The 18,883-nt window shown below is 61.8% G+C and carries 22 protein-coding genes; 3 read left to right on the forward strand and 19 right to left on the reverse strand.

The window, feature by feature from the left end; translation table 11 throughout:
- Positions 1-59: 59 nt before the first annotated feature.
- Together CDA56_RS05985 and CDA56_RS05990 are read left to right on the forward strand one after the other, a co-directional pair.
- Positions 60-500, forward strand: coding sequence for a PTS sugar transporter subunit IIA (locus CDA56_RS05985; protein WP_102803154.1), 441 nt, complete (start codon positions 60-62; stop codon positions 498-500).
- Between the two features lie 57 nt (positions 501-557).
- On the forward strand, positions 558-1,811 hold the full coding sequence (locus CDA56_RS05990; RefSeq protein ID WP_025106512.1) for a polysaccharide deacetylase family protein: 1,254 nt from the start codon (positions 558-560) through the stop codon (positions 1,809-1,811).
- A 1-nt stretch (position 1,812) separates the two neighbouring features.
- On the opposite strand, the gene panD is transcribed toward CDA56_RS05990, so the two are convergent.
- The 9 genes from panD to thpR all read right to left on the reverse strand — a co-directional run bounded on the left by panD (position 1,813) and on the right by thpR (position 8,803).
- Positions 1,813-2,193 carry an aspartate 1-decarboxylase gene (panD, locus tag CDA56_RS05995; RefSeq protein WP_004098675.1) on the reverse strand — a complete coding sequence of 127 codons (381 nt, stop codon included), beginning with the start codon at positions 2,191-2,193 and terminating at the stop codon, positions 1,813-1,815.
- 93 nt (positions 2,194-2,286) lie between these two features.
- Positions 2,287-3,141 (reverse strand): pantoate--beta-alanine ligase, encoded by an 855-nt coding sequence (gene panC / locus CDA56_RS06000; RefSeq protein ID WP_032748013.1) that lies wholly within the window; start codon positions 3,139-3,141, stop codon positions 2,287-2,289.
- Between the two features lie 11 nt (positions 3,142-3,152).
- Complete coding sequence (gene panB / locus CDA56_RS06005) at positions 3,153-3,944, reverse strand: 3-methyl-2-oxobutanoate hydroxymethyltransferase (RefSeq protein ID WP_004098680.1); 792 nt, start codon at positions 3,942-3,944, stop codon at positions 3,153-3,155.
- A 119-nt stretch (positions 3,945-4,063) separates the two neighbouring features.
- On the reverse strand, positions 4,064-4,543 hold the full coding sequence (folK, locus tag CDA56_RS06010) for a 2-amino-4-hydroxy-6-hydroxymethyldihydropteridine diphosphokinase (RefSeq protein WP_064358590.1): 480 nt from the start codon (positions 4,541-4,543) through the stop codon (positions 4,064-4,066).
- Positions 4,540-5,937 carry a polynucleotide adenylyltransferase PcnB gene (pcnB, locus tag CDA56_RS06015; protein WP_074188821.1) on the reverse strand — a complete coding sequence of 466 codons (1,398 nt, stop codon included), beginning with the start codon at positions 5,935-5,937 and terminating at the stop codon, positions 4,540-4,542. Before pcnB ends, folK begins: the two co-directional genes overlap by 4 nt.
- A 51-nt stretch (positions 5,938-5,988) precedes the next feature.
- On the reverse strand, positions 5,989-6,870 hold the full coding sequence (gluQRS, locus tag CDA56_RS06020; RefSeq protein WP_064358588.1) for a tRNA glutamyl-Q(34) synthetase GluQRS: 882 nt from the start codon (positions 6,868-6,870) through the stop codon (positions 5,989-5,991).
- A gap of 60 nt (positions 6,871-6,930) precedes the next feature.
- Positions 6,931-7,386, reverse strand: coding sequence for an RNA polymerase-binding protein DksA (gene dksA / locus CDA56_RS06025; protein ID WP_004098689.1), 456 nt, complete (start codon positions 7,384-7,386; stop codon positions 6,931-6,933).
- A 164-nt stretch (positions 7,387-7,550) separates the two neighbouring features.
- Complete coding sequence (sfsA, locus tag CDA56_RS06030) at positions 7,551-8,267, reverse strand: DNA/RNA nuclease SfsA (protein WP_004098690.1); 717 nt, start codon at positions 8,265-8,267, stop codon at positions 7,551-7,553.
- Entirely contained in the window at positions 8,267-8,803 is a 537-nt protein-coding gene (thpR, locus tag CDA56_RS06035; RefSeq protein WP_014837425.1) for an RNA 2',3'-cyclic phosphodiesterase, read from the reverse strand. Before thpR ends, sfsA begins: the two co-directional genes overlap by 1 nt.
- Before the next feature lie 72 nt (positions 8,804-8,875).
- Here thpR and hrpB point away from each other — a divergent pair, with 72 nt between their 5' ends.
- Complete coding sequence (gene hrpB, locus CDA56_RS06040; RefSeq protein ID WP_102803155.1) at positions 8,876-11,305, forward strand: ATP-dependent helicase HrpB; 2,430 nt, start codon at positions 8,876-8,878, stop codon at positions 11,303-11,305.
- A gap of 272 nt (positions 11,306-11,577) precedes the next feature.
- On the opposite strand, the gene CDA56_RS06045 is transcribed toward hrpB, so the two are convergent.
- Genes CDA56_RS06045 through gspF form a run of 10 tightly spaced genes read right to left on the reverse strand, consistent with a single transcriptional unit; the run spans position 11,578 to position 18,882 of the window.
- Entirely contained in the window at positions 11,578-12,375 is a 798-nt protein-coding gene (locus tag CDA56_RS06045) for a prepilin peptidase (protein ID WP_014227970.1), read from the reverse strand.
- Positions 12,376-12,377: 2 nt separating this feature from the next.
- The gene (locus tag CDA56_RS06050) at positions 12,378-13,136 is read right to left on the reverse strand and encodes a type II secretion system protein N (RefSeq protein WP_049083160.1); all 759 of its coding nucleotides are present in this window, start codon (positions 13,134-13,136) and stop codon (positions 12,378-12,380) included.
- Positions 13,126-13,611: a type II secretion system protein GspM gene (gene gspM, locus CDA56_RS06055; RefSeq protein WP_032748031.1), complete on the reverse strand. Its 486-nt coding sequence runs from the start codon at positions 13,609-13,611 to the stop codon at positions 13,126-13,128. The genes CDA56_RS06050 and gspM overlap by 11 nt, the downstream gene beginning before the upstream one ends.
- Positions 13,604-14,797 (reverse strand): type II secretion system protein GspL, encoded by a 1,194-nt coding sequence (gene gspL / locus CDA56_RS06060; RefSeq protein WP_049083162.1) that lies wholly within the window; start codon positions 14,795-14,797, stop codon positions 13,604-13,606. The genes gspM and gspL overlap by 8 nt, the downstream gene beginning before the upstream one ends.
- The gene (gspK, locus tag CDA56_RS06065; RefSeq protein WP_049083163.1) at positions 14,790-15,770 is read right to left on the reverse strand and encodes a type II secretion system minor pseudopilin GspK; all 981 of its coding nucleotides are present in this window, start codon (positions 15,768-15,770) and stop codon (positions 14,790-14,792) included. Before gspK ends, gspL begins: the two co-directional genes overlap by 8 nt.
- The gene (gene gspJ / locus CDA56_RS06070; protein WP_046877781.1) at positions 15,767-16,363 is read right to left on the reverse strand and encodes a type II secretion system minor pseudopilin GspJ; all 597 of its coding nucleotides are present in this window, start codon (positions 16,361-16,363) and stop codon (positions 15,767-15,769) included. Before gspJ ends, gspK begins: the two co-directional genes overlap by 4 nt.
- Positions 16,360-16,725, reverse strand: coding sequence for a type II secretion system minor pseudopilin GspI (gene gspI, locus CDA56_RS06075; protein ID WP_009654631.1), 366 nt, complete (start codon positions 16,723-16,725; stop codon positions 16,360-16,362). The genes gspJ and gspI overlap by 4 nt, the downstream gene beginning before the upstream one ends.
- A complete protein-coding gene (gene gspH, locus CDA56_RS06080; protein ID WP_025107367.1) occupies positions 16,722-17,234 on the reverse strand; it encodes a type II secretion system minor pseudopilin GspH in 513 nt (170 codons plus the stop codon). The genes gspI and gspH overlap by 4 nt, the downstream gene beginning before the upstream one ends.
- On the reverse strand, positions 17,234-17,656 hold the full coding sequence (gene gspG, locus CDA56_RS06085; RefSeq protein WP_004098709.1) for a type II secretion system major pseudopilin GspG: 423 nt from the start codon (positions 17,654-17,656) through the stop codon (positions 17,234-17,236). The genes gspH and gspG overlap by 1 nt, the downstream gene beginning before the upstream one ends.
- A 20-nt stretch (positions 17,657-17,676) precedes the next feature.
- On the reverse strand, positions 17,677-18,882 hold the full coding sequence (gene gspF, locus CDA56_RS06090; protein ID WP_104011300.1) for a type II secretion system inner membrane protein GspF: 1,206 nt from the start codon (positions 18,880-18,882) through the stop codon (positions 17,677-17,679).
- Between the last annotated feature and the right edge of the window lies 1 nt (position 18,883).

Raw genomic sequence — 18,883 nt, forward strand, 5'->3', positions numbered from 1 at the left:
TCATCACCGATATTCATCTCTTCCCTTGCTACATTGTTTGCCTGCTAAGGAGGTGGGCGATGTTAGGTTGGGTGATTACCTGTCATGACGAACTGGCGCAGGAGATGCTGGATCGTCTGGAGAAAAAGTTTGGGCCGCTGACGCAGTGTCGGGCGGTCAACTACTGGCGTAATCTCAGCAGCAATATGCTGAGCCGCATGATGTGCGATGCGCTGCACGAGACGGACGGCGGAGACGGGGTCATTTTTCTGACCGATAAAACCGGCGCGGCGCCTTATCGCGTGGCGGCGCTGCTGAGCCATAAGCACACCCACTGTGAAGTGATTTCCGGGATCGACTATTCATTACTGGAATGTATGTATTTGCTGCGGCAGAACCTGAGCAGCGAAGCCTTCCGACACGCCATTGTCAGCGCCGGAGGCCCGGCGGTGAGCAGCCTCTGGCATCAGCAGCAAAAAAATCCGCCGTTTCGACTACTGCATGAGCCGTACGGGAATTAAGCGTTGGTATTGATGAGGCTTTTGTTACAATGACGGCAGTTCTTGTCTACCGGCTTGATGCGCATGTTTGCCCGAATTCTTGCTTTACTCCTCCTGTTCACGGCGCTAAGCGCCTCTGCCAGCCTGTTAAGCCAGCAGGGTGTGCCGGCACGTTATATGCAAACGACCGAAGATGCGGATATCTGGGCGCAGGTTGGCAATCAGGTGGTGAGCGTCGGCAACGTGCGGGCAGGGCAAATTCTGGCGGTAGTACCGACGGCGGCGGATTACTATGAGTTTAATTTTGGCTTTGCGACCGGCTTTATCGATAAAGGCCACCTGGGGCCGGTACAGGGTAAGCAGCGGGTGGAGGATAGCCTTGGCGATCTGCATAAGCCTCTAAGCAACCAAAACCTCATTACCTGGAAAGATACGCCAATCTATGATGCCCCCGCCGTGGGCAGCGCGCCATTTGGCACCCTGGCGAATAATTTGCGTTATCCGATTATCAGCAAACTCAAAGATCGGCTTAATCAAACCTGGTTTCAGATTCGTATCGGCAACCGCCTGGCGTGGGTGAGCAGTCTGGATGCGCAAGAAGATAACGGCATCCCAGTACTGACTTATCACCATATCCTGCGTGATGAAGAAAATACCCGCTTTCGCCATACCTCAACGACGACTTCCGTGCGCGCCTTCAGCAATCAGATGACCTGGCTACGCGACCAGGGCTACACCACGCTCAGCATGTATCAACTGGAAGGCTATCTGCGTAATAAAGTGAATCTTCCGGCGCGTGCGGTGGCGATCACCTTTGACGATGGGCTGAAGTCGGTCAACCGCTATGCCTACCCGATTCTCAAACAGTATGGCTTTCACGCCACGGCGTTTATTATCTCGTCGCGCATCAAGCGCCATCCGCAGAAATGGGCGCCGAAATCGCTGCAGTTTATGAGTATTTCCGAGCTAAAACAGATCCAGGACGTCTTTGACGTGCAGTCGCATACCCACTTCCTGCATCGGGTTGATGCTGAACGTCATCCGATCCTCCTCAGCCGCAGCTATCACAATATTCTGTTTGATTTTGCGCATTCGCGGCGGGCGCTGGCGCAGTTTAACCCCCACGTACTGTATCTCTCTTATCCGTTTGGCGGCTATAACGCTAAGGCGGTCCAGGCCGCCAACGACGCCGGTTTTCATCTGGCGGTGACTACGGTGAGAGGGAAGGTAAAGCCGGGCGATAATCCGTTCTTGTTGAAAAGGCTGTATATATTAAGAACGGATTCGCTGGAGACAATGTCGCGGCTGATAAGCAACCAGCCGCAGGGGTAGATCAGGCAACCTGCACCGGAATAGCTTTGGCCTGGCGCTTCATTTCGTTTTCGCCTTCGAAATAGGCCACTTTCGGCTGCCAGGTGCGGGCTTCTTCGTCAGGCATGGTGACGAAGCTGGCGATAATCAGAATATCGCCGACGCTTGCACAGTGTGCCGCCGCGCCGTTCACGGAGATAATTCGCGAACCGCGCTCCGCGGCGATGGCGTAGGTGGAGAAACGATTACCGTTGGTCACATTCCAGATATGAATAGCCTCGTTTTCAAGGATGCCGGACGCATCCAGGAAATCCTGATCAATAGCGCAGGAGCCTTCATAGTGCAGGTCGGCCTGCGTGACTTTTACGCGGTGGAGTTTGCCCTGCAGCATATTACGAATCATAACGTCTACCTTTAAAGCTTAACGATAACAAAGCGGACGTGACGCCCGCCTTGAGGAAATTCCAGGCAGTATTGCCCGATTTTTAACCCGTGTCTACCGAACGAGCGCCACTATCTGGTTGTCGATCAAACGCGCTTCGCCGAGCCATGCCGCCATCAGGATCACCGCGCGCTGGCTGTTTTCCGTCAGGTCGAGCAGCGTGTCGGCATCGCGGATCTGGATATCATCGGCGCGGAAGCCTTTTTCGTTCAGCTCCTGCGCGGCAATCGCGATAATCTCGTCAAGATTGCGCTCGCCGGCCGCCAGCTTCTCCGCCGCGCCATTCATCACCTTATACAGCCCCGGCGCAACTTTGCGCTGGTCTGCGCTGAGATAGCCGTTGCGCGAACTGAGTGCCAGCCCATCTTTCGCGCGCATTATCGGCACGCCGATAATCTCGATGTCGTAGCCCATATCGGCCACCATTTTGCGGATCAGCGCCAGCTGCTGGAAGTCTTTTTCGCCGAAGCAGGCGACGTCCGGCTGGATCAGGTTGAACAGCTTGCTGACGATAGTGGAAACGCCGCGGAAGTGGCCCGGACGACTGGCGCCCTCGAGCATCGTCGACAGCCCCGGAACATCCACGTAAGTCTGATTTTCGATGCCGTGCGGATAGATTTCCGCCGCGGCAGGGGCAAAGACAAAATCGACCTTACGCTTGTTCAGCTTTTCGCAATCGTCCTGCAGGGTACGCGGGTAGCGCGCCAGATCCTCGGCGCGGTCGAACTGCATGGGGTTGACGAAGATACTGGCCACCACCACATCCGCGCTGGCTTTGGCGGTATCAACCAGCTTCATATGACCATCGTGCAGGTTGCCCATGGTGGGAACCAGCGCAATGCGCTTGCCTTCCTGGCGTAAACGACGGATATGCTGGCGCAGCAGCGGCAGGGTTTCAATAATCAGCACAACAACACTCCTTAATGGAAACTGTGTTCTTCGCCCGGATAGACGCCGGACTCCACTTCGGCAACATATTGCCGTACCGCGGCGCGCATGTCGCCCGCTGTGCTCAGGAAATTTTTGGCAAATTTGGGAATATGGCCGCCGGTAATGCCGAATGCGTCATGCATGACGAGGATTTGCCCGTCGGTGACGTTGCCCGCGCCGATGCCGATCACCGGGATGGTTAACGCCTCGGTGACGCGTTTCGCCAGCTCGACCGGTACGCACTCCAGCACCAGCAGCTGTGCGCCCGCCGCTTCTAGCGCCAGCGCGTCATCCAGCAGAACTTGCCCGGCATCGCCGCGGCCCTGAATTTTATAGCCGCCGAAGACGTTCACCGACTGGGGCGTCAGACCGAGGTGCCCGCACACCGGCACCGCGCGCTCGGCAAGCATTTTCACGGTGTCCGCCAGCCATGCGCCGCCCTCGATTTTGACCATATTGGCCCCCGCGCGCATCACGATGGCGGCGTTCTCGAAGGTCTGTTCCGGCGTGGCGTAAGCCATAAACGGCAGATCGGCGAGCAGCAGACAGTTGGGCGCTCCGCGGCGCACCGCGCGCGTGTGATAGGCAATGTCTTCTACGGTCACCGGCAGGGTGGAGTCGTGGCCCTGCACCGTCATGCCCAGCGAGTCGCCGACCAGCATCACGTTGATACCCTCATCGGCAAACAGCTTTGCAAAGCTGTAGTCGTAGGCGGTGATAGTGGCGAAGCGTTTCTTCTCCTGTTTGCATTTCTGCAGCAGGGCGATAGTGGTCGGTTTCATAACGTTTCCTGATGATGAAAGTCATTTTAACCGGCATTCTAGCAGCCGCATTCAGGGGGGCAATGGTTTTAGGCAACCGATTACCACGATCGCCGTAATTGCTAAAAAATGAAGGGGTATTACCAGGCGGCGGGTTTTTCCGCGCCGAGATTGGCCAGCACGTCGCGCAGCGCCGGGCCGTCGGGGAAACGCAGCTCAGGGGCGATTTCAAACAGCGGCCACAGCATAAAACCGCGGTTTTGCATATCGTAGTGCGGCACGGTCAGGCGCGGGGTGTTAATCACCTCATTGCCAAACAGCATGATGTCGAGGTCCAGCGTGCGCGGTCCCCAGCGTTCAGCTTTACGCGTGCGGCCCTGCTGCAGCTCAATGCGCTGGGTGTGATTGAGCAGCGCGTCTGCGTCCAGGGTCGTTTCCAGCGCCACGGCGGCGTTGAGATAGTCAGGCTGATCCTGTGGCCCCAGCGGCGGCGTACGGTAGAAAGAGGAAACGCTTATTATTCGGCTGTCCGGTATTTCCGCCAGCGCGTTAACGGCAGCGTTGACCTGCTCCAGCGGCGAGGCCAGATTGCTGCCGATAGCGATATAAGCGAGCGTCATGCGCTGCCTTCGCGGCGCGGCGCGCGTTTACGCGGACGACGATGGCGGCGGCGCGGAGCCGGATCGTCGCCTAAATCATCCAGCATATCTTTCTGATCCGGCGGCGCGGCGACCTGGAACTCGCCCCACCATTTGGTCAGACGCTGCAGTTCGCTGTTGTTTTCGGCGCCGGCGCGCAGCTCCAGCAGATCGTAGGCGGCGCGGAATTTGGGATGCTCCATCAGCTTCCACGCGCGTTTGCCCTGACGGCGGGACATCCGCAGCTGAAGCTGCCAGATGTCGCGCACCAGGGTGGTGATGCGTTTCGGGATCGCCAGCGTGCGGCAGGCTTCGTCCAGCACGTCGTTCATCGCCAGCGCGAAGGCGTCGTAGTAGGCCAGCCCGCTCTCCTGGGCGATTTTCTGTGCGGTTTCCAGCAGCGGATACCAGAACATTACCGCGAACAGGAACGCCGGGTTAACGCGCATATCGTTGCGAATGCGGTTATCGGTATTCTTCAGCACCTGGCTGATGATGCGCTCCATCGGACTATCGCCGCGCTCGGTGAAGTAGCGGGTAATGGTCGGGAACAGCGGCTGGAACAGATTATATTCGCGCAGCAGAATATAGGTTTGATAGCCGTCGCCGGCCTGCAGCAGTTTTAACACCTCTTCAAACAGGCGCGCCGGCGGCACATCGTGCAGCAGCGTCGCCAGGCGCGGGATCGGCTCGGCGGTCTCTTCGCTGATGCTCATACTGAGCTTCGCCGCAAAACGCACCGCGCGCAGCATGCGCACCGGATCTTCGCGATAGCGGGTTTCCGGATCGCCGATCAGCCGGATGACGCCATCCTGCAGATCTTTCATGCCGCCGACGTAGTCGCGGACGGTGAAATCCGCCACGCTGTAATAGAGGCTGTTGATGGTAAAGTCGCGACGCTGGGCGTCTTCTTCAATCGAACCGAAGATGTTGTCGCGCAGCAGCATGCCGTTCTGGCCGCGCTGGGAGGTGACGCGATCGGTGGTGTGGCCTTCGTGATGGCCGCGGAAGGTCGCGACTTCGATAATTTCCGGCCCGAACATCACGTGCGCCAGGCGGAAGCGACGGCCGACCAGACGGCAGTTGCGGAACAGCTTACGCACCTGCTCCGGCGTGGCGTTGGTGGTGACGTCAAAATCTTTGGGTTTTTTGCCCAGCAGCAGATCGCGTACGCCGCCGCCGACCAGCCACGATTCGTAGCCCGCCTTATTGAGTCTGTACATGACCTTGAGGGCATTTTCACTGATATCTTTGCGGGAAATTGCATGCTGCTCGCGCGGGATAACCGTCATATGTAGTTGTTCGACGGCGGCTTCTGCCTCGCGCTCTTCACGGCTTAGCACCTTACGGCAAAAATTAGCGACTCGGGTAAAAATGGTACACCTCGTAGTGTCAGACGGACTTCAGGACAAAAAAATAGCGGCTAATCATAGCTCAGCGGAACGCATTTGAGAATGCTGGATTTGTTCCGGCCGCCAGTTCGCTATCGCGTACTTGAGTAAATCCTCAATGCTCAGCGTCTGCCATTCCTGAATGACATCCTGATTAAGAAACGTTAGCGCCCGCACAATTTCCGGGCGCGGATCGCCTGTAGATAACGCCGGAGCGTGGTTTTGCTTCGACAGTTTATTGCCCTGCGCATTGAGGGCCAGCGGCAAATGGATATAGTCCGGCGCCTGCCAGCCAAAATGCTGATAGAGCGAAATTTGCCGCACCGTCGGCTCGATAAGATCGGCACCGCGGACGATTTCGCTGACGCCCTGAAAATGATCGTCCACCACCACCGCCAGATTATAGGCGAACAGCCCATCGCGGCGATGGATAATAAAATCTTCACGCGCCAGAGGTTCGTCGGCGACGATGGTGCCGCGTAGCTGGTCATAAAATTCAAGGACCGGACGCGTTTGCCGCAGGCGCAGAGCGGCGTTTTCCGCGCCGAGGCGTAAATCCCGGCAGTGGCCGTCGTAAAGGCCGCCAATAGCGTGGATACGCGCGCGGGTGCAGGTGCAGTAGTAGCAGAGGCCCTGCTCGCGTAGCCAGGCCAGGCGCTCACGATAGGCTTCGTGGCGTTTTGACTGCCAGAGTACCTCTCCGTCCCAGTGCAGGCCGAAGTGCTCTAACTGGCGAAGAATAGTCTCGGCGGCGCCGGGGACTTCACGCGGCGGATCGATATCTTCAATGCGCACGCGCCAGATACCGTTCTGCGCCCGAGCCTGCAGATAGCTGCCAAGCGCGGCAATCAATGAGCCGAAGTGGAGTTCGCCGGAAGGTGAGGGGGCAAAGCGCCCGATGTAGTGGGAATCTGTCATCGTATGACTAAAGCATCAGGGCGGGAGAAAGCTCCCGCCAGAGATGCATCAGCGAAGTGATTAGCCTGCCATCTGTTTTTCGCGAATTTCCGCCAGCGTTTTGCAATCAATGCACAGGTCGGCGGTCGGACGCGCTTCCAGACGACGGATACCAATCTCAACGCCACAGGATTCACAGAAGCCGAAATCTTCGTCTTCGACTTTTTTCAGCGTTTTCTCGATCTTTTTGATCAGTTTACGTTCGCGGTCGCGGTTACGCAGCTCCAGGCTGAACTCTTCTTCCTGAGCGGCACGGTCTACCGGATCCGGGAAGTTAGCAGCTTCATCCTGCATATGCGTTACGGTGCGATCCACTTCATCCCTAAGTTGATTACGCCACGCTTCAAGAATGCGCTTGAAGTGCGCCAGCTGGGCTTCGTTCATATACTCTTCGCCCGGCTTCACTTGGTACGGCTCCACCCCAGCGATGGAGAGAATACTCAGGGACGATGTTTTACGGTTTTGCCCTTCTTGCATGTTGCTTCTCCTTAACACGCACTATCGATCCCCGTGTTGGGGGAAAAATCAGGCCGCTATAAATAGCAGATGCTTTTCCGGATAGCAATTATCTAAACGTTACACTTGACAACCCTGTGAGGAAAAGCGTATTTGCGCTCGCGACCCGAATACTATTTAGCCGTTTATTTACCGGGGGTTAACACCACGGTAATCGGCTTATTCAGAGTCATCATCTCGGTAGAAAGTTCCGCCTTGTAGGCGAGAATTTCCACCCCCTTGTTTTGCGCCTCAATCAATAGCTGTGCGTATCTGGCATCAATATGATGCGCGGGTGAGAAACGGTCTATCGCCGAGTGCAGCACGGCGAACAAAATCACCGCCCGATCGCCCGCTGCCGCCACGCTCATCAGCTCCCGCAGGTGCTTCTGACCGCGTGCGGTAACCGCATCGGGGAAGTAACCGTATTCCTTTTCCGCCAACGTAACCGATTTCACTTCAATATAGCAGTTTTGTTGGTCATCTGCTTGTAACAGAATATCAATGCGGCTGCTTTCATCACCATACTTCACTTCGCTTTTCAGCGTGTTATAGCCCAAAAGCTCGGGAATATTTCCTGCCAGAATCGCCTCTTTTGCCAACGTGTTAGCACGTAGAGTATTAACACAAATTGTCGCGCCCTCTACGGTTTCAGTTAATTCCCACGTGTGGGCATATTTACGCTTAGGATTATCTGAGGTGGAATACCAGACGGTATCGCCCGGCGCGGCGCAGCCGGTCATGGCGCCGGTGTTGGGGCAGTGCAGGGTCAGCTCGCGGCCGTCGGGGGTGACCACGTCGGCGAGAAACCGTTTGTAACGTTTAACCAGGGTGGCGGACTGCAGGGGAGGAGTGAACAGCATCAGCTTTCCTTGTCGAAGGGATAACGTTCCAGCGCCTGATAGCGGGTACGCCCGCGGCTAAAGCTGGATTCGTAGAGCACAAATTCGTTGACCGCAAACGCCCAGCTAAATCCGGGCGGTGGAATCGGCACCGCGTGGCGCGCGTCGCGCAGCAGGGTGATATGCGGATGAAACGGCTGCGGGCTCTGATAGCAGCCGCTGCGGGCGGCCTGGGCGCGCAGCATATTCGCTAATTGCAGCACCCCGCGCGGCGGCTGACGGGTGCCCAGCCACACTACCCGCGAACGCAGCCACTGCCCGGCATCGTCAAGCGTCAGGGTAAAGCCCGGCTGGCGGATCCGTCCGGCCATCGCTGACAGCGCCCGCTGCTTGTCCGCGCTCACCTCGCCAAGAAACGCCAGCGTCAGATGGAGGTTAGCCGCCGCCACCGGTCGACCCGCATCGCCGGGAAAGCTGGCGGCGCGCCAGTGCACGATCTGCTGCTGAACGTCCCCGGGAAGTTCAATGGCGAAAAACAGCCTTTTCGGCTCGGACATGATAGAGACTCGGTAATGAATTACCGGGATGCTACAATGCTTGCCCGCAAATGTTAACCTCCGGAGCGTTTCGTGTCCTCATTGCCGGTTGCCGCCGTCCTCCCTGAACTTCTCTCTGCCCTGCAGCATGCGCCGCAGGTTCTGCTTAATGCGCCAACCGGCGCCGGGAAATCCACCTGGCTGCCGCTGCAAATCCTCGCCGAAGGTAACATCAACGGACGCATAATCCTGCTGGAGCCGCGGCGGCTGGCCGCGCGTAACGTGGCGCAGCGGCTGGCGGAACTGCTGGGAGAGAAGCCCGGCGAGACCGTGGGCTATCGCATGCGCGCGGAGACCTGCGTCGGGCCGAACACGCGCCTCGAAGTGGTGACCGAAGGTATTTTAACGCGGATGATCCAGCGCGATCCGGAGCTGAGCGGCGTGGGGCTGGCGATCCTCGATGAATTCCACGAACGCAGCCTGCAGGCGGATCTGGCGCTGGCGCTGCTGCTCGACGTTCAGCAGGGACTGCGCGACGATCTCAAACTGCTGATTATGTCGGCGACGCTGGACAATGAACGCCTGCAGCGGCTGCTGCCGGAGGCGCCGGTTATCGTTTCCGAAGGGCGCGCGTTTCCGGTTGAGCGGCGTTTTCTGCCGCTGCCGGCCCATCAGCGCTTTGACGAGGCGGTGGCGGTGGCCGCCGCGGAGCTGCTGCGCAGCGAAAATGGCTCAATGCTGCTGTTTCTGCCCGGGGTGGGAGAGATTCAGCGCGTTCAGGAGCGGCTGGCGGAGCGGGTGGCGAGCGATGTGATCCTTTGCCCCCTGTACGGCGCGCTGCCGCTGAGCGAGCAGCGTAAGGCGATACTGCCCGCGCCCGCCGGGATGCGCAAGGTGGTGCTGGCGACCAATATCGCCGAAACCAGTCTGACCATCGAGGGGATTCGGCTGGTGGTGGATAGCGCCCAGGAGCGGGTCGCCCGCTTTGACGCCCGCACCGGGCTCACTCGCCTGGTCACGCAGCGCATCAGCCAGGCCTCAATGACCCAGCGCGCCGGACGCGCCGGGCGTCTGGAACCGGGGATCTGCCTGCATCTGCTGGCTAAAGAGCAGGCCGAGCGCGCGGCGGCGCAGGGCGACCCGGAAATTCTGCAAAGCGATCTGTCGTCGCTGCTGCTGGAGCTGCTGCAGTGGGGATGCCAGGACCCGGCCCAGCTCAGCTGGCTGGATCTGCCGCCTGCGACCAACCTGGCGGCGGCCCGGCGTCTGCTCACCGACCTTTCTGCGCTGGAAGGCGAGCGGCTGTCGGCGCACGGGCGCAAAATGGCGGCGTTGGGCAACGATCCGCGCCTGGCGGCGATGCTGACCGCGGCGGAGGATGCCGATGGCGCCGCCACGGCGGCTAAACTGGCGGCGATCCTTGAAGAGCCGCCGCGCGGCGGCAATAGCGATCTTAGCGCGGCGTTTGCCCGTCAGCAGGGTAACTGGCAGCAGCGGGCGCAGCAGCTGATGAAAAGGCTGGCGGTTCGCGGCGGTCAGCCCGACGCCGACAGCATCGCGGCGCTGCTGGCCTCCGCTTTTGCCGACCGTATCGCCCATCGTCGCGGCCAGGAGGGGCGCTACCAGCTGGCTAACGGGATGGGGGCGATGCTCGACGCCGACGATGCGCTGGGCCGCCACGAATGGCTGATTGCGCCGCTGCTGCTGCAGGGAAGCGCATCGCCGGACGCGCGGATCCTGCTGGCGCTGCCGGTCGATATTCACGCGTTGATTGAGCAGTGTCCGGCCCTGGCCCGGCGTTCCGATATCGTCGAGTGGGATGAGGCGTTAGGAACGCTGAAGGCCTGGCGGCGCACCTGTATCGGACGCCTGGTGATTAAGACCCAGCCGCTGGCGAAGCCGTCGGAGGAGGAGCTGCACCAGGCGATGCTCAACGGGATCCGCGAGAAGGGACTGAGCGTGCTCAGCTGGACGCCGGAGGCGGAGCAGCTGCGTCTGCGGCTACACTGCGCGGCGCGGTGGCTGCCGGAGGAGGCGTGGCCGGCCGTTGACGAGGCGTCGCTGCTGGCCTCGCTTGAACAGTGGCTGCTGCCGCAGATGGCGGGCGTCCATTCGCTGCGCGCCCTGAAGGCGCTGGACGTGCGTCAGGCGCTGCAAAACTGGCTGCCGTGGCCGCTGCGCCAGAAGCTGGACAGCGAGCTGCCCACGCACTATACGGTGCCGACCGGTAGCCGCATCGCCATTCGTTATCACGATGAAAACCCGCCGGCGCTGGCGGTGCGGATGCAGGAGATGTTTGGCGAGGCGACCACTCCGACTATCGCCCAGGGGCGCGTGCCGCTGGTGCTGGAGCTGCTTTCGCCGGCGCAGCGCCCGCTGCAGATCACCCGCGATTTAGGCGCCTTCTGGCAGGGGAGCTACCGCGAGGTGCAAAAAGAGATGAAAGGGCGCTATCCCAAGCACGTCTGGCCCGACGATCCGGCCAATACCGCCCCGACCCGGCGCACCAAAAAGTATTCGTAGCCGGAGAGTTCCCGGGTTGCGGCATAAACGCCTTACCCGGGCTACCGGACCAACAGCACCCGTAGCCCCGCTAAGCGTAGCGCGAGCAGGGGATGTTTTCCCGGGTTGCGGCGTAAACGCCTTACCCGGGCTACCGGACCAACAGCACCCGTAGCCCTGCTAAGCGCAGCGCGAGCAGGGGATGTTTTCCCGGGTTGCGGCGTTAACGCCTTCCCCGGGCTACCGGACCAGCACCGCCCGTAGCCCTGCTAAGCGCAGCGCGAGCAGGGGGGTTATACCTGGCTCCACAAAAAGATGCCGCCGCCCGCCAGCGCCAGCCAGGGGCCGAAGGCCAGAGGTTGTTCGAGCGAACGACGGGTTACCAGGCGCTGCAGCAGCGTCCAGACCAGACCGCTGGCGGAAGCCAGCAGCAGCGTCTGCGGCAGCGGCTGCCAGCCGAGCCACGCGCCGAGCGCCGCCAGCAGCTTGAAATCGCCGTAGCCCAGCGCCTCTTTACCGGTCAGCAGACGGAACACCCAGTACACCGACCACAGCGACAAATACCCGACCATCGCGCCAATGACCGCCTCCGCCAGCGGCGCGAAGGTATCGGAAAGATTGAACAGCAGCCCGGCCCACAGCAGCGGCAGCGTCAGCCTGTCAGGCAGCAGCTGCGTTTGCGCGTCGATGGCGGCGAGGATCAGCAGTACGGACACGAAAATTAGCCCGCCCAGCAGCGGCATGCCCGGAGCCATCAGGTACCCCGCGAGTACAAACAGCGCGCCGGTCGTCAGCTCCATCAGGGGATAGCGACGCGAGATCGGCTGCCCGCAGCAGCGCGCGCGCCCCCTGAGCCATAAAAAGCTCAGCAGCGGGATATTGTCCCGCCAGGCGATAGGCTGACGGCACTGCGGGCAGAACGACGCGGGGAGGCAGAGATTCACCCCCTCTGCGCGTTCCATCATCAGCGGTAAACGATGGATAACGACGTTAAAAAAGCTGCCGAACGCCAGTCCGGACAGGAATAAAAAGCCGCCCCAGATTGACGGGTATTGCGCGGCGAACTCGGGTAACAGCGCGATATTTTCCATCTCTATTTTTTCTCCCCGGAGCGCCACTGCCCCTGCCACTGCCACGGCGTGCGCCCCTGCTCATCTTTGCGGCCGTTTTGCGCGAGCAGCAGCGTCAGCAGCGCCGGAGCCGTCTGGCGGGTCTGCAGCGTACCGTTAAACGTAAAGCGCCCGTTGGGCGTCAGAACGCCCTGTCCTGCGAGGCTAAGCTGACGGGAGTCCTGGGTCAGGGCGACAGCCAGCGCGCCCGCCGGGGTACAGCTTAATTTGCCGTTGACCTGGGCCAGTTCGAGCGACCCGGCGGGGGAGCTGAGCGCCGCGTCCCGCCACTGCACGGTGCTGGCGGTCATCTGTCGGCAACCGCCGGCGTTAAAGCGGGCCTCGGGCAGCGTCAGCACAACCTGACCGCGGGCCTCCAGCGGTATGCCGGATGCTAACCGCTGGCCGATCGTCCGGGCCGGCGCCGCGAGTCGTCCCTCGCGCACCACAACGTCGTTCAGACCGTGCAGCCAGGCCTGGCCGCGCAGGCCGGAGGGGTCGTTAAACGCGATATGCCAGCCGGGAAGCCACGACGAAAAGCCAAACTCCCAGCGTAAATGGGCGATGTCAAAACCGCGCCAGCTGGCCTGACGGGCTTCTCCTTGCCACAGGGTGCCCGTGGTTTCGCCGAGCCGCGCGCCGTCCGGTAGCGCCAGAGTGAGCAGCCGCGCCGGCGCGCTAAACAGCAGCCAGAAGAGATAGACCGCCGCCAGCAGCAGGGCGATAGTGAGTTTATTTTTCATCGCTGCGCTCCAGCACCAGCGTATTAATCGTCACCCAACCGGGCTGCTGCGCCACGGCGGTCACCGCCAGGGTGGCGGTGGTCATCCCCGCCTGCCCCAGCGCGTCCAGCCATGCCATCAGCGCCTGGAAATCGGCGGGCTGCACGGTAAGGCTCAGGCGGGAGCCCTGCGGCTGCAGGCGAACGATAGCGATACCGTGGCGGCCAGCTTCGCGCATAATCACCGTCGAGGGTTCTTCCGGCGCGGCAGAAGGTTTCCGCTGGTTAAGCTGCTGGAGAAGCGGGGTCTGCTGGCGCATCCACCGCAGGCTGGACTGCTCCCTGGCCAGCGTTTGCCGCCACTGCGCCTCGCGATTTTGCCAGGGCTGCCAGAGGGCGTAATAAATCAGGCCAATAAGCAGCATGACGCCCATCCCCAGCAGCAGATGCCGTTCGCGGCGCGTACGCTGTTGCCATAAGGCGAGCAGGTTATCCATCGTTACCCTCCAGCGTCAGACGCCCTTCAATACCGTCGGCGCGCGGCTTCATCTCGCCGGTCTGCACGCGAAACCCCGCCCGCGCCCGCTGGCTGAACTGCGCCAGGGCCTGCGATGAAACGGCGGATATCTCCAGCTGCAGCGCGTTGCGCCCGGCATCATAGCTCAGGGTGCGCAGGCGAATGCCCGGCGTTTCGGCGATGATTTGCTGCAGGGCGCCGAGCCGTGAGATGAGCACTGGCCGGGCGCTCACGCTTTCCAGACGGCGCAGATGCTGCTGCATTTGCAGGCGTGGATTGACGAGATTTTTTTCCGCTTTGAACCACTGGCGGTAAAAATCACGGCTGGCCTGCACGGCGGCGTCGGCCTGACGCGCCAGGGCGAGATGGTCGTGGAGGCGATTTCCGCTCCACAGCAGCAGTAGCGCCAGGGTTGCGACAATCGTCGGCCGCCAGCGTCGGGGCGTCGGCGGCCGGCGTTTCGCGGCAAAATTGCCCTGGCGTAAGCAGATTTTGCGCGCCTGCGGGTTGCTCGCCGCCAGCGCCAGCAAATCCTGCGCCGGGCGAGGCTGCCACGGCGCGGCGATATCCGGCGGCGGTGAGTAGCAGGCGATGGGCGCGAGGTCAGGCCAGTGAACCAGCAGTTCGCCGAGCCATGGGGTTTCCACCGCCATACCGCTGCACGTCTCGCAGCGAAACAGCCACTGTTCGCCGCAGCGTACGGCGCTCCAGCCGGTCGGGTTCTGCGGCAGGGCAAGGGCATCCGGCGTCAGGGCCAGCACGTTCAGTCCGAGCCCCTCGCACCAGGCCTGCCATGCGCGCATCTTCTCCCGCCCGACCACCGCCACGGCACAGTCGCTTTTATCCCGGTGGATCAGGGCAAAATGGCTCTCTTCGATCTCCGTTGCCAGCTGTTCTTCGAGTAAAAACGCCAGCGCCTGCTGCGCATTTCGGCGCGCGCCGGCGGGCAGGGTAACGCGATGAAACGCGCAGTCGCTGGCGGGCACCAGCACCCAGGCCGGATGACGCTGCGCCAGCAGGCTGAGCGTCGGGTCACCAGCGTCAGGATGCCACTCGCCAGTCTGCGCCGCGTCGCCCGGCGCGGCCAGCCGCCATATCGCCGTCGCGGCATCGGGATTGAGGCGAATAATCAGCACGGCGGCGGAAAAAGTATGGTGGTTATTCATCGGCTACCCAATAGATTCCGTAGCGCCGCTGGACGACGCTGAAGGTTCGCCCCTGCTTTTGCAGGAGACTGCGTTGCTGATAGCGGGCGCTGCCCATCACCACGCTGAATGTGGCGATAAAGCGCTCGCTGTGCACCGCCAGCCACGGACGCGCGGCGGCGGTATCGGTTTTTTGTAATAGCGGCTGCGACAGGAAGGCGGCGACGCTGTTCCAGCCGGTGGCCGCGCGGGCCTGCAGCAGCTGCCGGGCTTCGGCGAGGGTGAGTTCAGCGGGGAAGAGCGCCGCCAGCAGCGCGGCCTGAGCGGGCTGCAGGGTATTGACGTTTACCTGCAGCGTCTCGTCCGCCAGGGCGCAGACGTAGGGCAGCAGACGCTGATAGAGCGCGGCGTCCATCCCGGCCAGCAGACGCAGTTCGCTGACGTCCTGCAGCGGCTGATTGCCGGTCAGATAGCCGGGGGATTGCGCCATATAGACTTCGTCTTCCGCGCCGTTCAGCAGCGCCTGGCGATCGCTATCCACCCAGTCGCGCAGGGCGGCGGTCAGCTGTAAGGCGCGCAGCGGCTCGCTGCCGAGGTTTTCCAGCAGTCGGGTAAAAACCTGCGCGGGATAAGGGATTTCAACGCTTTCGTCGCCGCTGAGCTGGTTAATGGCGTTGAGATTGAAGCAGGCCTGAGCGTCGGTAATCGTGGCGTAGATCTCGCCATCATTGACCGCAAAGCGGCGCCCCTGCTGGGCCCAGTTCTGCGCCAGATGGGTCTGGTTCGGCGAGTCGAGCGCGTCGCGTTGCAGCAGCGCCGCCGCCAGGGTTTCCGCCCCCAGCGCGTACCATTTAGCCTGCAGGTTATCGAGGGTAGTGGCGGTTTGCTGATACATCCGCGCGCTGCGTTCGGTCATGGCGCTCGCCAGCACCATCATCAGAGCGAGGATCAGCAGCACCATAAGCAGGGCGACGCCGCGCTGGCGGGTATTCATTGGCTGCCTCCTGGCGTAAGCAGAAACAGCCGGCGGATCTCGCCGGACTGTTCCAGCGTCAGGGTGACTTCCAGCCCCTGCGGCAGCGTCTGCGTCTGCTGCCATTCATCCTGCCAGCGGCCGCTGGCGTAAAAGCGCAGGCGAAACGCCTGCACGTTGCGCTGCATAACGGTCACCGTGGGCAGACTACCGGGCAGCGGGTCCTGCTGGTCGTAGCTCAGACGCTCCAGCCGATCCCCGCGCAGGCGGTAGCTGACGTTCTGAATTTCCGAACGCGGCAGGATCCCCAAAGGATTGGGCCAGCCGTTGCGGTTAAAGGCGATCGCCCAGTCGTCGCTGCCGAGCTGAAAACGTCCGGCAAAAAAGAGGCTCGCGCTGTCGCGGCTGCGGCGGGGAATGATTTGGCTAAAGTCCGCCGCCATCTGGCTGAACGTTAGCTGTAACGCCTGCATGCGCCCGCCCTTATCGCGGGTGAGCGTATCGGCGCGCATCACGTTTTGCAGCACCGTGACCGCAGCGACGCTGAGCGCGGCGAGGATAGCCAGCGCCAGCAGCATTTCGACGAGGGTAAATCCGCGAGCGCGCTGGATCATGGCGGCGTCACGTAGGTGCGCAGCGAAGAGACGGGCATTTTATCGCTTTTGGCGCGGCGGACTTCAACGTCCAGCGCCCGCAGCTGCGGCAGGTCGGTCTCCACCCCCTGCCAGCGAATGTGCCAGCTGACGCCCGCCGCCTGCACCGTGGTTTCCGACCAGCTCAGCGCGGGCCAGCGATTTTCCAGCCGGAGCTGCACCAGCTGATTATCCGCCAGCCAGCCGGCCAGGGTTTTCTCCTCCATACGACCCAGCTGGCGGGTTTGCTGGAGCGTGGCCTGCATCACCGCCAGCCCGGCGAGGGCGAAGACCGCCAGGGCGACCATCACTTCAATCAGCGTCATACCGGCCTGCTTTTTCATGGCGCCTCCTGCGGTTCGGGCAGGCTTTCGCCGCGCGCATTAAACGCGATACCCGGTCCCTCGCCGACGGTCAACCGGAACGGCGTCATCTCACCGCCGGGAAAGATCAGCACATCGGGATTGTCGCCCGGCGTCCAGGCCTCGCCCTGCGGAAAAGTGAGATGCAGCGTGTTCCCGGCGACGCTGCCCGAGGTGGCGACGCGTCCGGCGCGCAGGGGGAGCCAGCGATAGCCGTTCCAGTCGTCGCCGGCCGGGGGCGGGTCGTTGCTTTCGCGGGGCTGTAAGACCAGAAACTGCCAGCGATCGGGATGCACCGAGGCGCCAAAAAACTGGCCGGTTTGCAGCCCTCGCTGCTGGACAAAGCGCAGCTGCGCCTCAAAGCGCGCCAGCGCCTGCGCCGAGCTATCGTCGCGCGAGGCGGGGAAGGCCAGCATCACCATGCCCGCGCTGACGCCGATCAGCAGCAAAATGAGCATCATCTCCAGCAACGTAAAGCCGCGCTGTCGCACTATTTCTTCCCGATTGTCCAGTTGCCGATATCGTCATTGCTCTCCGGTACGCCGTCCGGCCCGAGGCTGAAAATATCCACCTGTCCGTGCTGGCCGGGGCTCAGCAGCTGGTAATCGCTGCCCCAGGGATCCTGCGGCAGACGGCGAATATAGCCGCCTTCAGGATAGTTGCGCGCGTGCGGCTCGGCCGATGGCGCGCTGACCAGCGCCTGCAGCCCCTGCTCGGTGGTGGGATAGCGGCTGTTATCCAGTTTGTACATGTCCAGCGCCCCCTCGAGCGCCACAAGATCGCTGACCACTTTTTGCCGGTCGGCCTTTTCCTTGTTGCCCATCAGGTTGGGCACCACGAGGCTGGCGAGCACGCCGAGGATAACAATCACCACCATGATTTCCAGTAAGGTGAATCCGCGCTGTCGTTGCATATTTTTCTCCATTAGAACAATTACATACTCATCAGGGTATTGAGCTGCAGTATCGGTTGCAGGATGGCGAGGACGATAAACAGCACCATGCCGGCCATCGCCACTATTAGCAAAGGTTCAAACAGGCTGAGGGCCAGCTGAATTTGCGCGCTCAAATCCCGGTCCTGGTTATCCGCCGCGCGCTCCAGCATGCCGTTGAGCTCGCCGCTCTGTTCGCCGCTGGCGACCATGTAGCGCATCATCGGCGGGAACAGCTGGGTCATTTCGAGCGCGCGATGCAGGCTGACGCCTTCGCGAACCGCGTCGCTGGCGGCTTCCAGCTGGCGCTTCGCCCAGGCGTTGCTTAATACTTCCGCGCTGATGCGCATCGCCAGCAGCAGCGGAACGGCGCTGGCGTTGAGAATGCTCAGGGTGCGGGCGTAGCGGGCGCTGTTAACGCTGCGCGCGACCCGGCCAATCAGCGGCAGGCGCAGCAGCAGCCTGTGCCAGGCCAGCCGCTTTGCCGGCTGCCGCAGCAGGTAGCGCAGCAGCAGAGCGACGAGCACGGCGGCCAGCAGCAGCCACGGACCGGCGGCGCGCAGCACATCGCTCATCGCCATCAGCAGGCGGGTGGAAAACGGCAGCGCCTGCTTAAGGTGGATAAACTGCTCGACAACCTTCGGCACCACCGTCGATAGCAGAATGACGATCACGCTGACCGCCACCAGGGTCAGCACGATGGGGTAAATCATCGCCTGCAGCAGCCGGGCGCGCAGCTGCTGGCGCTGTTCGGTATAGTCCGCCAGCCGGTTCAGCACGCCGTCGAGGTGGCCGGAGGCTTCTCCGGCGGCGACCATCGCGCAGTAGAGCGCGTCGAAGCAGCCCGGGTAGCCGCGCATCGCTTCCGCCAGCGAATGGCCTTCCAGCACTTTGCCGCGCACGCCGGCAATCAGGGTTTTCAGCTGGTTTTTTTCACACTGCAGGGCCACCGCGTCGAGCGCTTTTTCCAGCGGGATGGCGGCGGCGACCAGCGTCGCCAACTGGCGGGTAACGAGGGCGAGATCGCGGGCGTTGGTGCGGCGAATAAAACGCAGTTGCCCGCCGCTGCCGGCTGCCGGGGCGATGTCCAGCGCCAGCCAGCCCTTTTCCCTCAGCAGCTGGCGAGCGTGGCGGGCGGAGTCCGCCTGCTGGACGCCGCGCCGGGTTTTACCGTTTTCATCAACGGCCTGATAGCGAAAAAGCGCCATG

Origin of the sequence: Klebsiella michiganensis (assembly GCF_002925905.1) — a bacterium.
GTDB classification, from domain to species: domain Bacteria; phylum Pseudomonadota; class Gammaproteobacteria; order Enterobacterales; family Enterobacteriaceae; genus Klebsiella; species Klebsiella michiganensis.

Coding starts and splice junctions, on each gene's coding strand:
- thpR (WP_014837425.1), bottom strand. CDS start 8,803: ATGTCCGAGCCGAAAAGGCTGTTTTTCGCCATTGAACTTCCCGGGGAC.
- CDA56_RS05990 (WP_025106512.1), top strand. CDS start 558: ATGCGCATGTTTGCCCGAATTCTTGCTTTACTCCTCCTGTTCACGGCG.
- gspF (WP_104011300.1), bottom strand. CDS start 18,882: ATGGCGCTTTTTCGCTATCAGGCCGTTGATGAAAACGGTAAAACCCGG.
- gluQRS (WP_064358588.1), bottom strand. CDS start 6,870: ATGACAGATTCCCACTACATCGGGCGCTTTGCCCCCTCACCTTCCGGC.
- gspM (WP_032748031.1), bottom strand. CDS start 13,611: ATGGATAACCTGCTCGCCTTATGGCAACAGCGTACGCGCCGCGAACGG.
- gspI (WP_009654631.1), bottom strand. CDS start 16,725: ATGAAAAAGCAGGCCGGTATGACGCTGATTGAAGTGATGGTCGCCCTG.
- dksA (WP_004098689.1), bottom strand. CDS start 7,386: ATGCAAGAAGGGCAAAACCGTAAAACATCGTCCCTGAGTATTCTCTCC.
- CDA56_RS06050 (WP_049083160.1), bottom strand. CDS start 13,136: ATGAAAAATAAACTCACTATCGCCCTGCTGCTGGCGGCGGTCTATCTC.
- panD (WP_004098675.1), bottom strand. CDS start 2,193: ATGATTCGTAATATGCTGCAGGGCAAACTCCACCGCGTAAAAGTCACG.
- sfsA (WP_004098690.1), bottom strand. CDS start 8,267: ATGCTGTTCACTCCTCCCCTGCAGTCCGCCACCCTGGTTAAACGTTAC.
- gspJ (WP_046877781.1), bottom strand. CDS start 16,363: ATGATCCAGCGCGCTCGCGGATTTACCCTCGTCGAAATGCTGCTGGCG.
- CDA56_RS05985 (WP_102803154.1), top strand. CDS start 60: ATGTTAGGTTGGGTGATTACCTGTCATGACGAACTGGCGCAGGAGATG.
- CDA56_RS06045 (WP_014227970.1), bottom strand. CDS start 12,375: ATGGAAAATATCGCGCTGTTACCCGAGTTCGCCGCGCAATACCCGTCA.
- gspL (WP_049083162.1), bottom strand. CDS start 14,797: ATGAATAACCACCATACTTTTTCCGCCGCCGTGCTGATTATTCGCCTC.
- folK (WP_064358590.1), bottom strand. CDS start 4,543: ATGACGCTCGCTTATATCGCTATCGGCAGCAATCTGGCCTCGCCGCTG.
- gspK (WP_049083163.1), bottom strand. CDS start 15,770: ATGAATACCCGCCAGCGCGGCGTCGCCCTGCTTATGGTGCTGCTGATC.
- gspG (WP_004098709.1), bottom strand. CDS start 17,656: ATGCAACGACAGCGCGGATTCACCTTACTGGAAATCATGGTGGTGATT.
- panB (WP_004098680.1), bottom strand. CDS start 3,944: ATGAAACCGACCACTATCGCCCTGCTGCAGAAATGCAAACAGGAGAAG.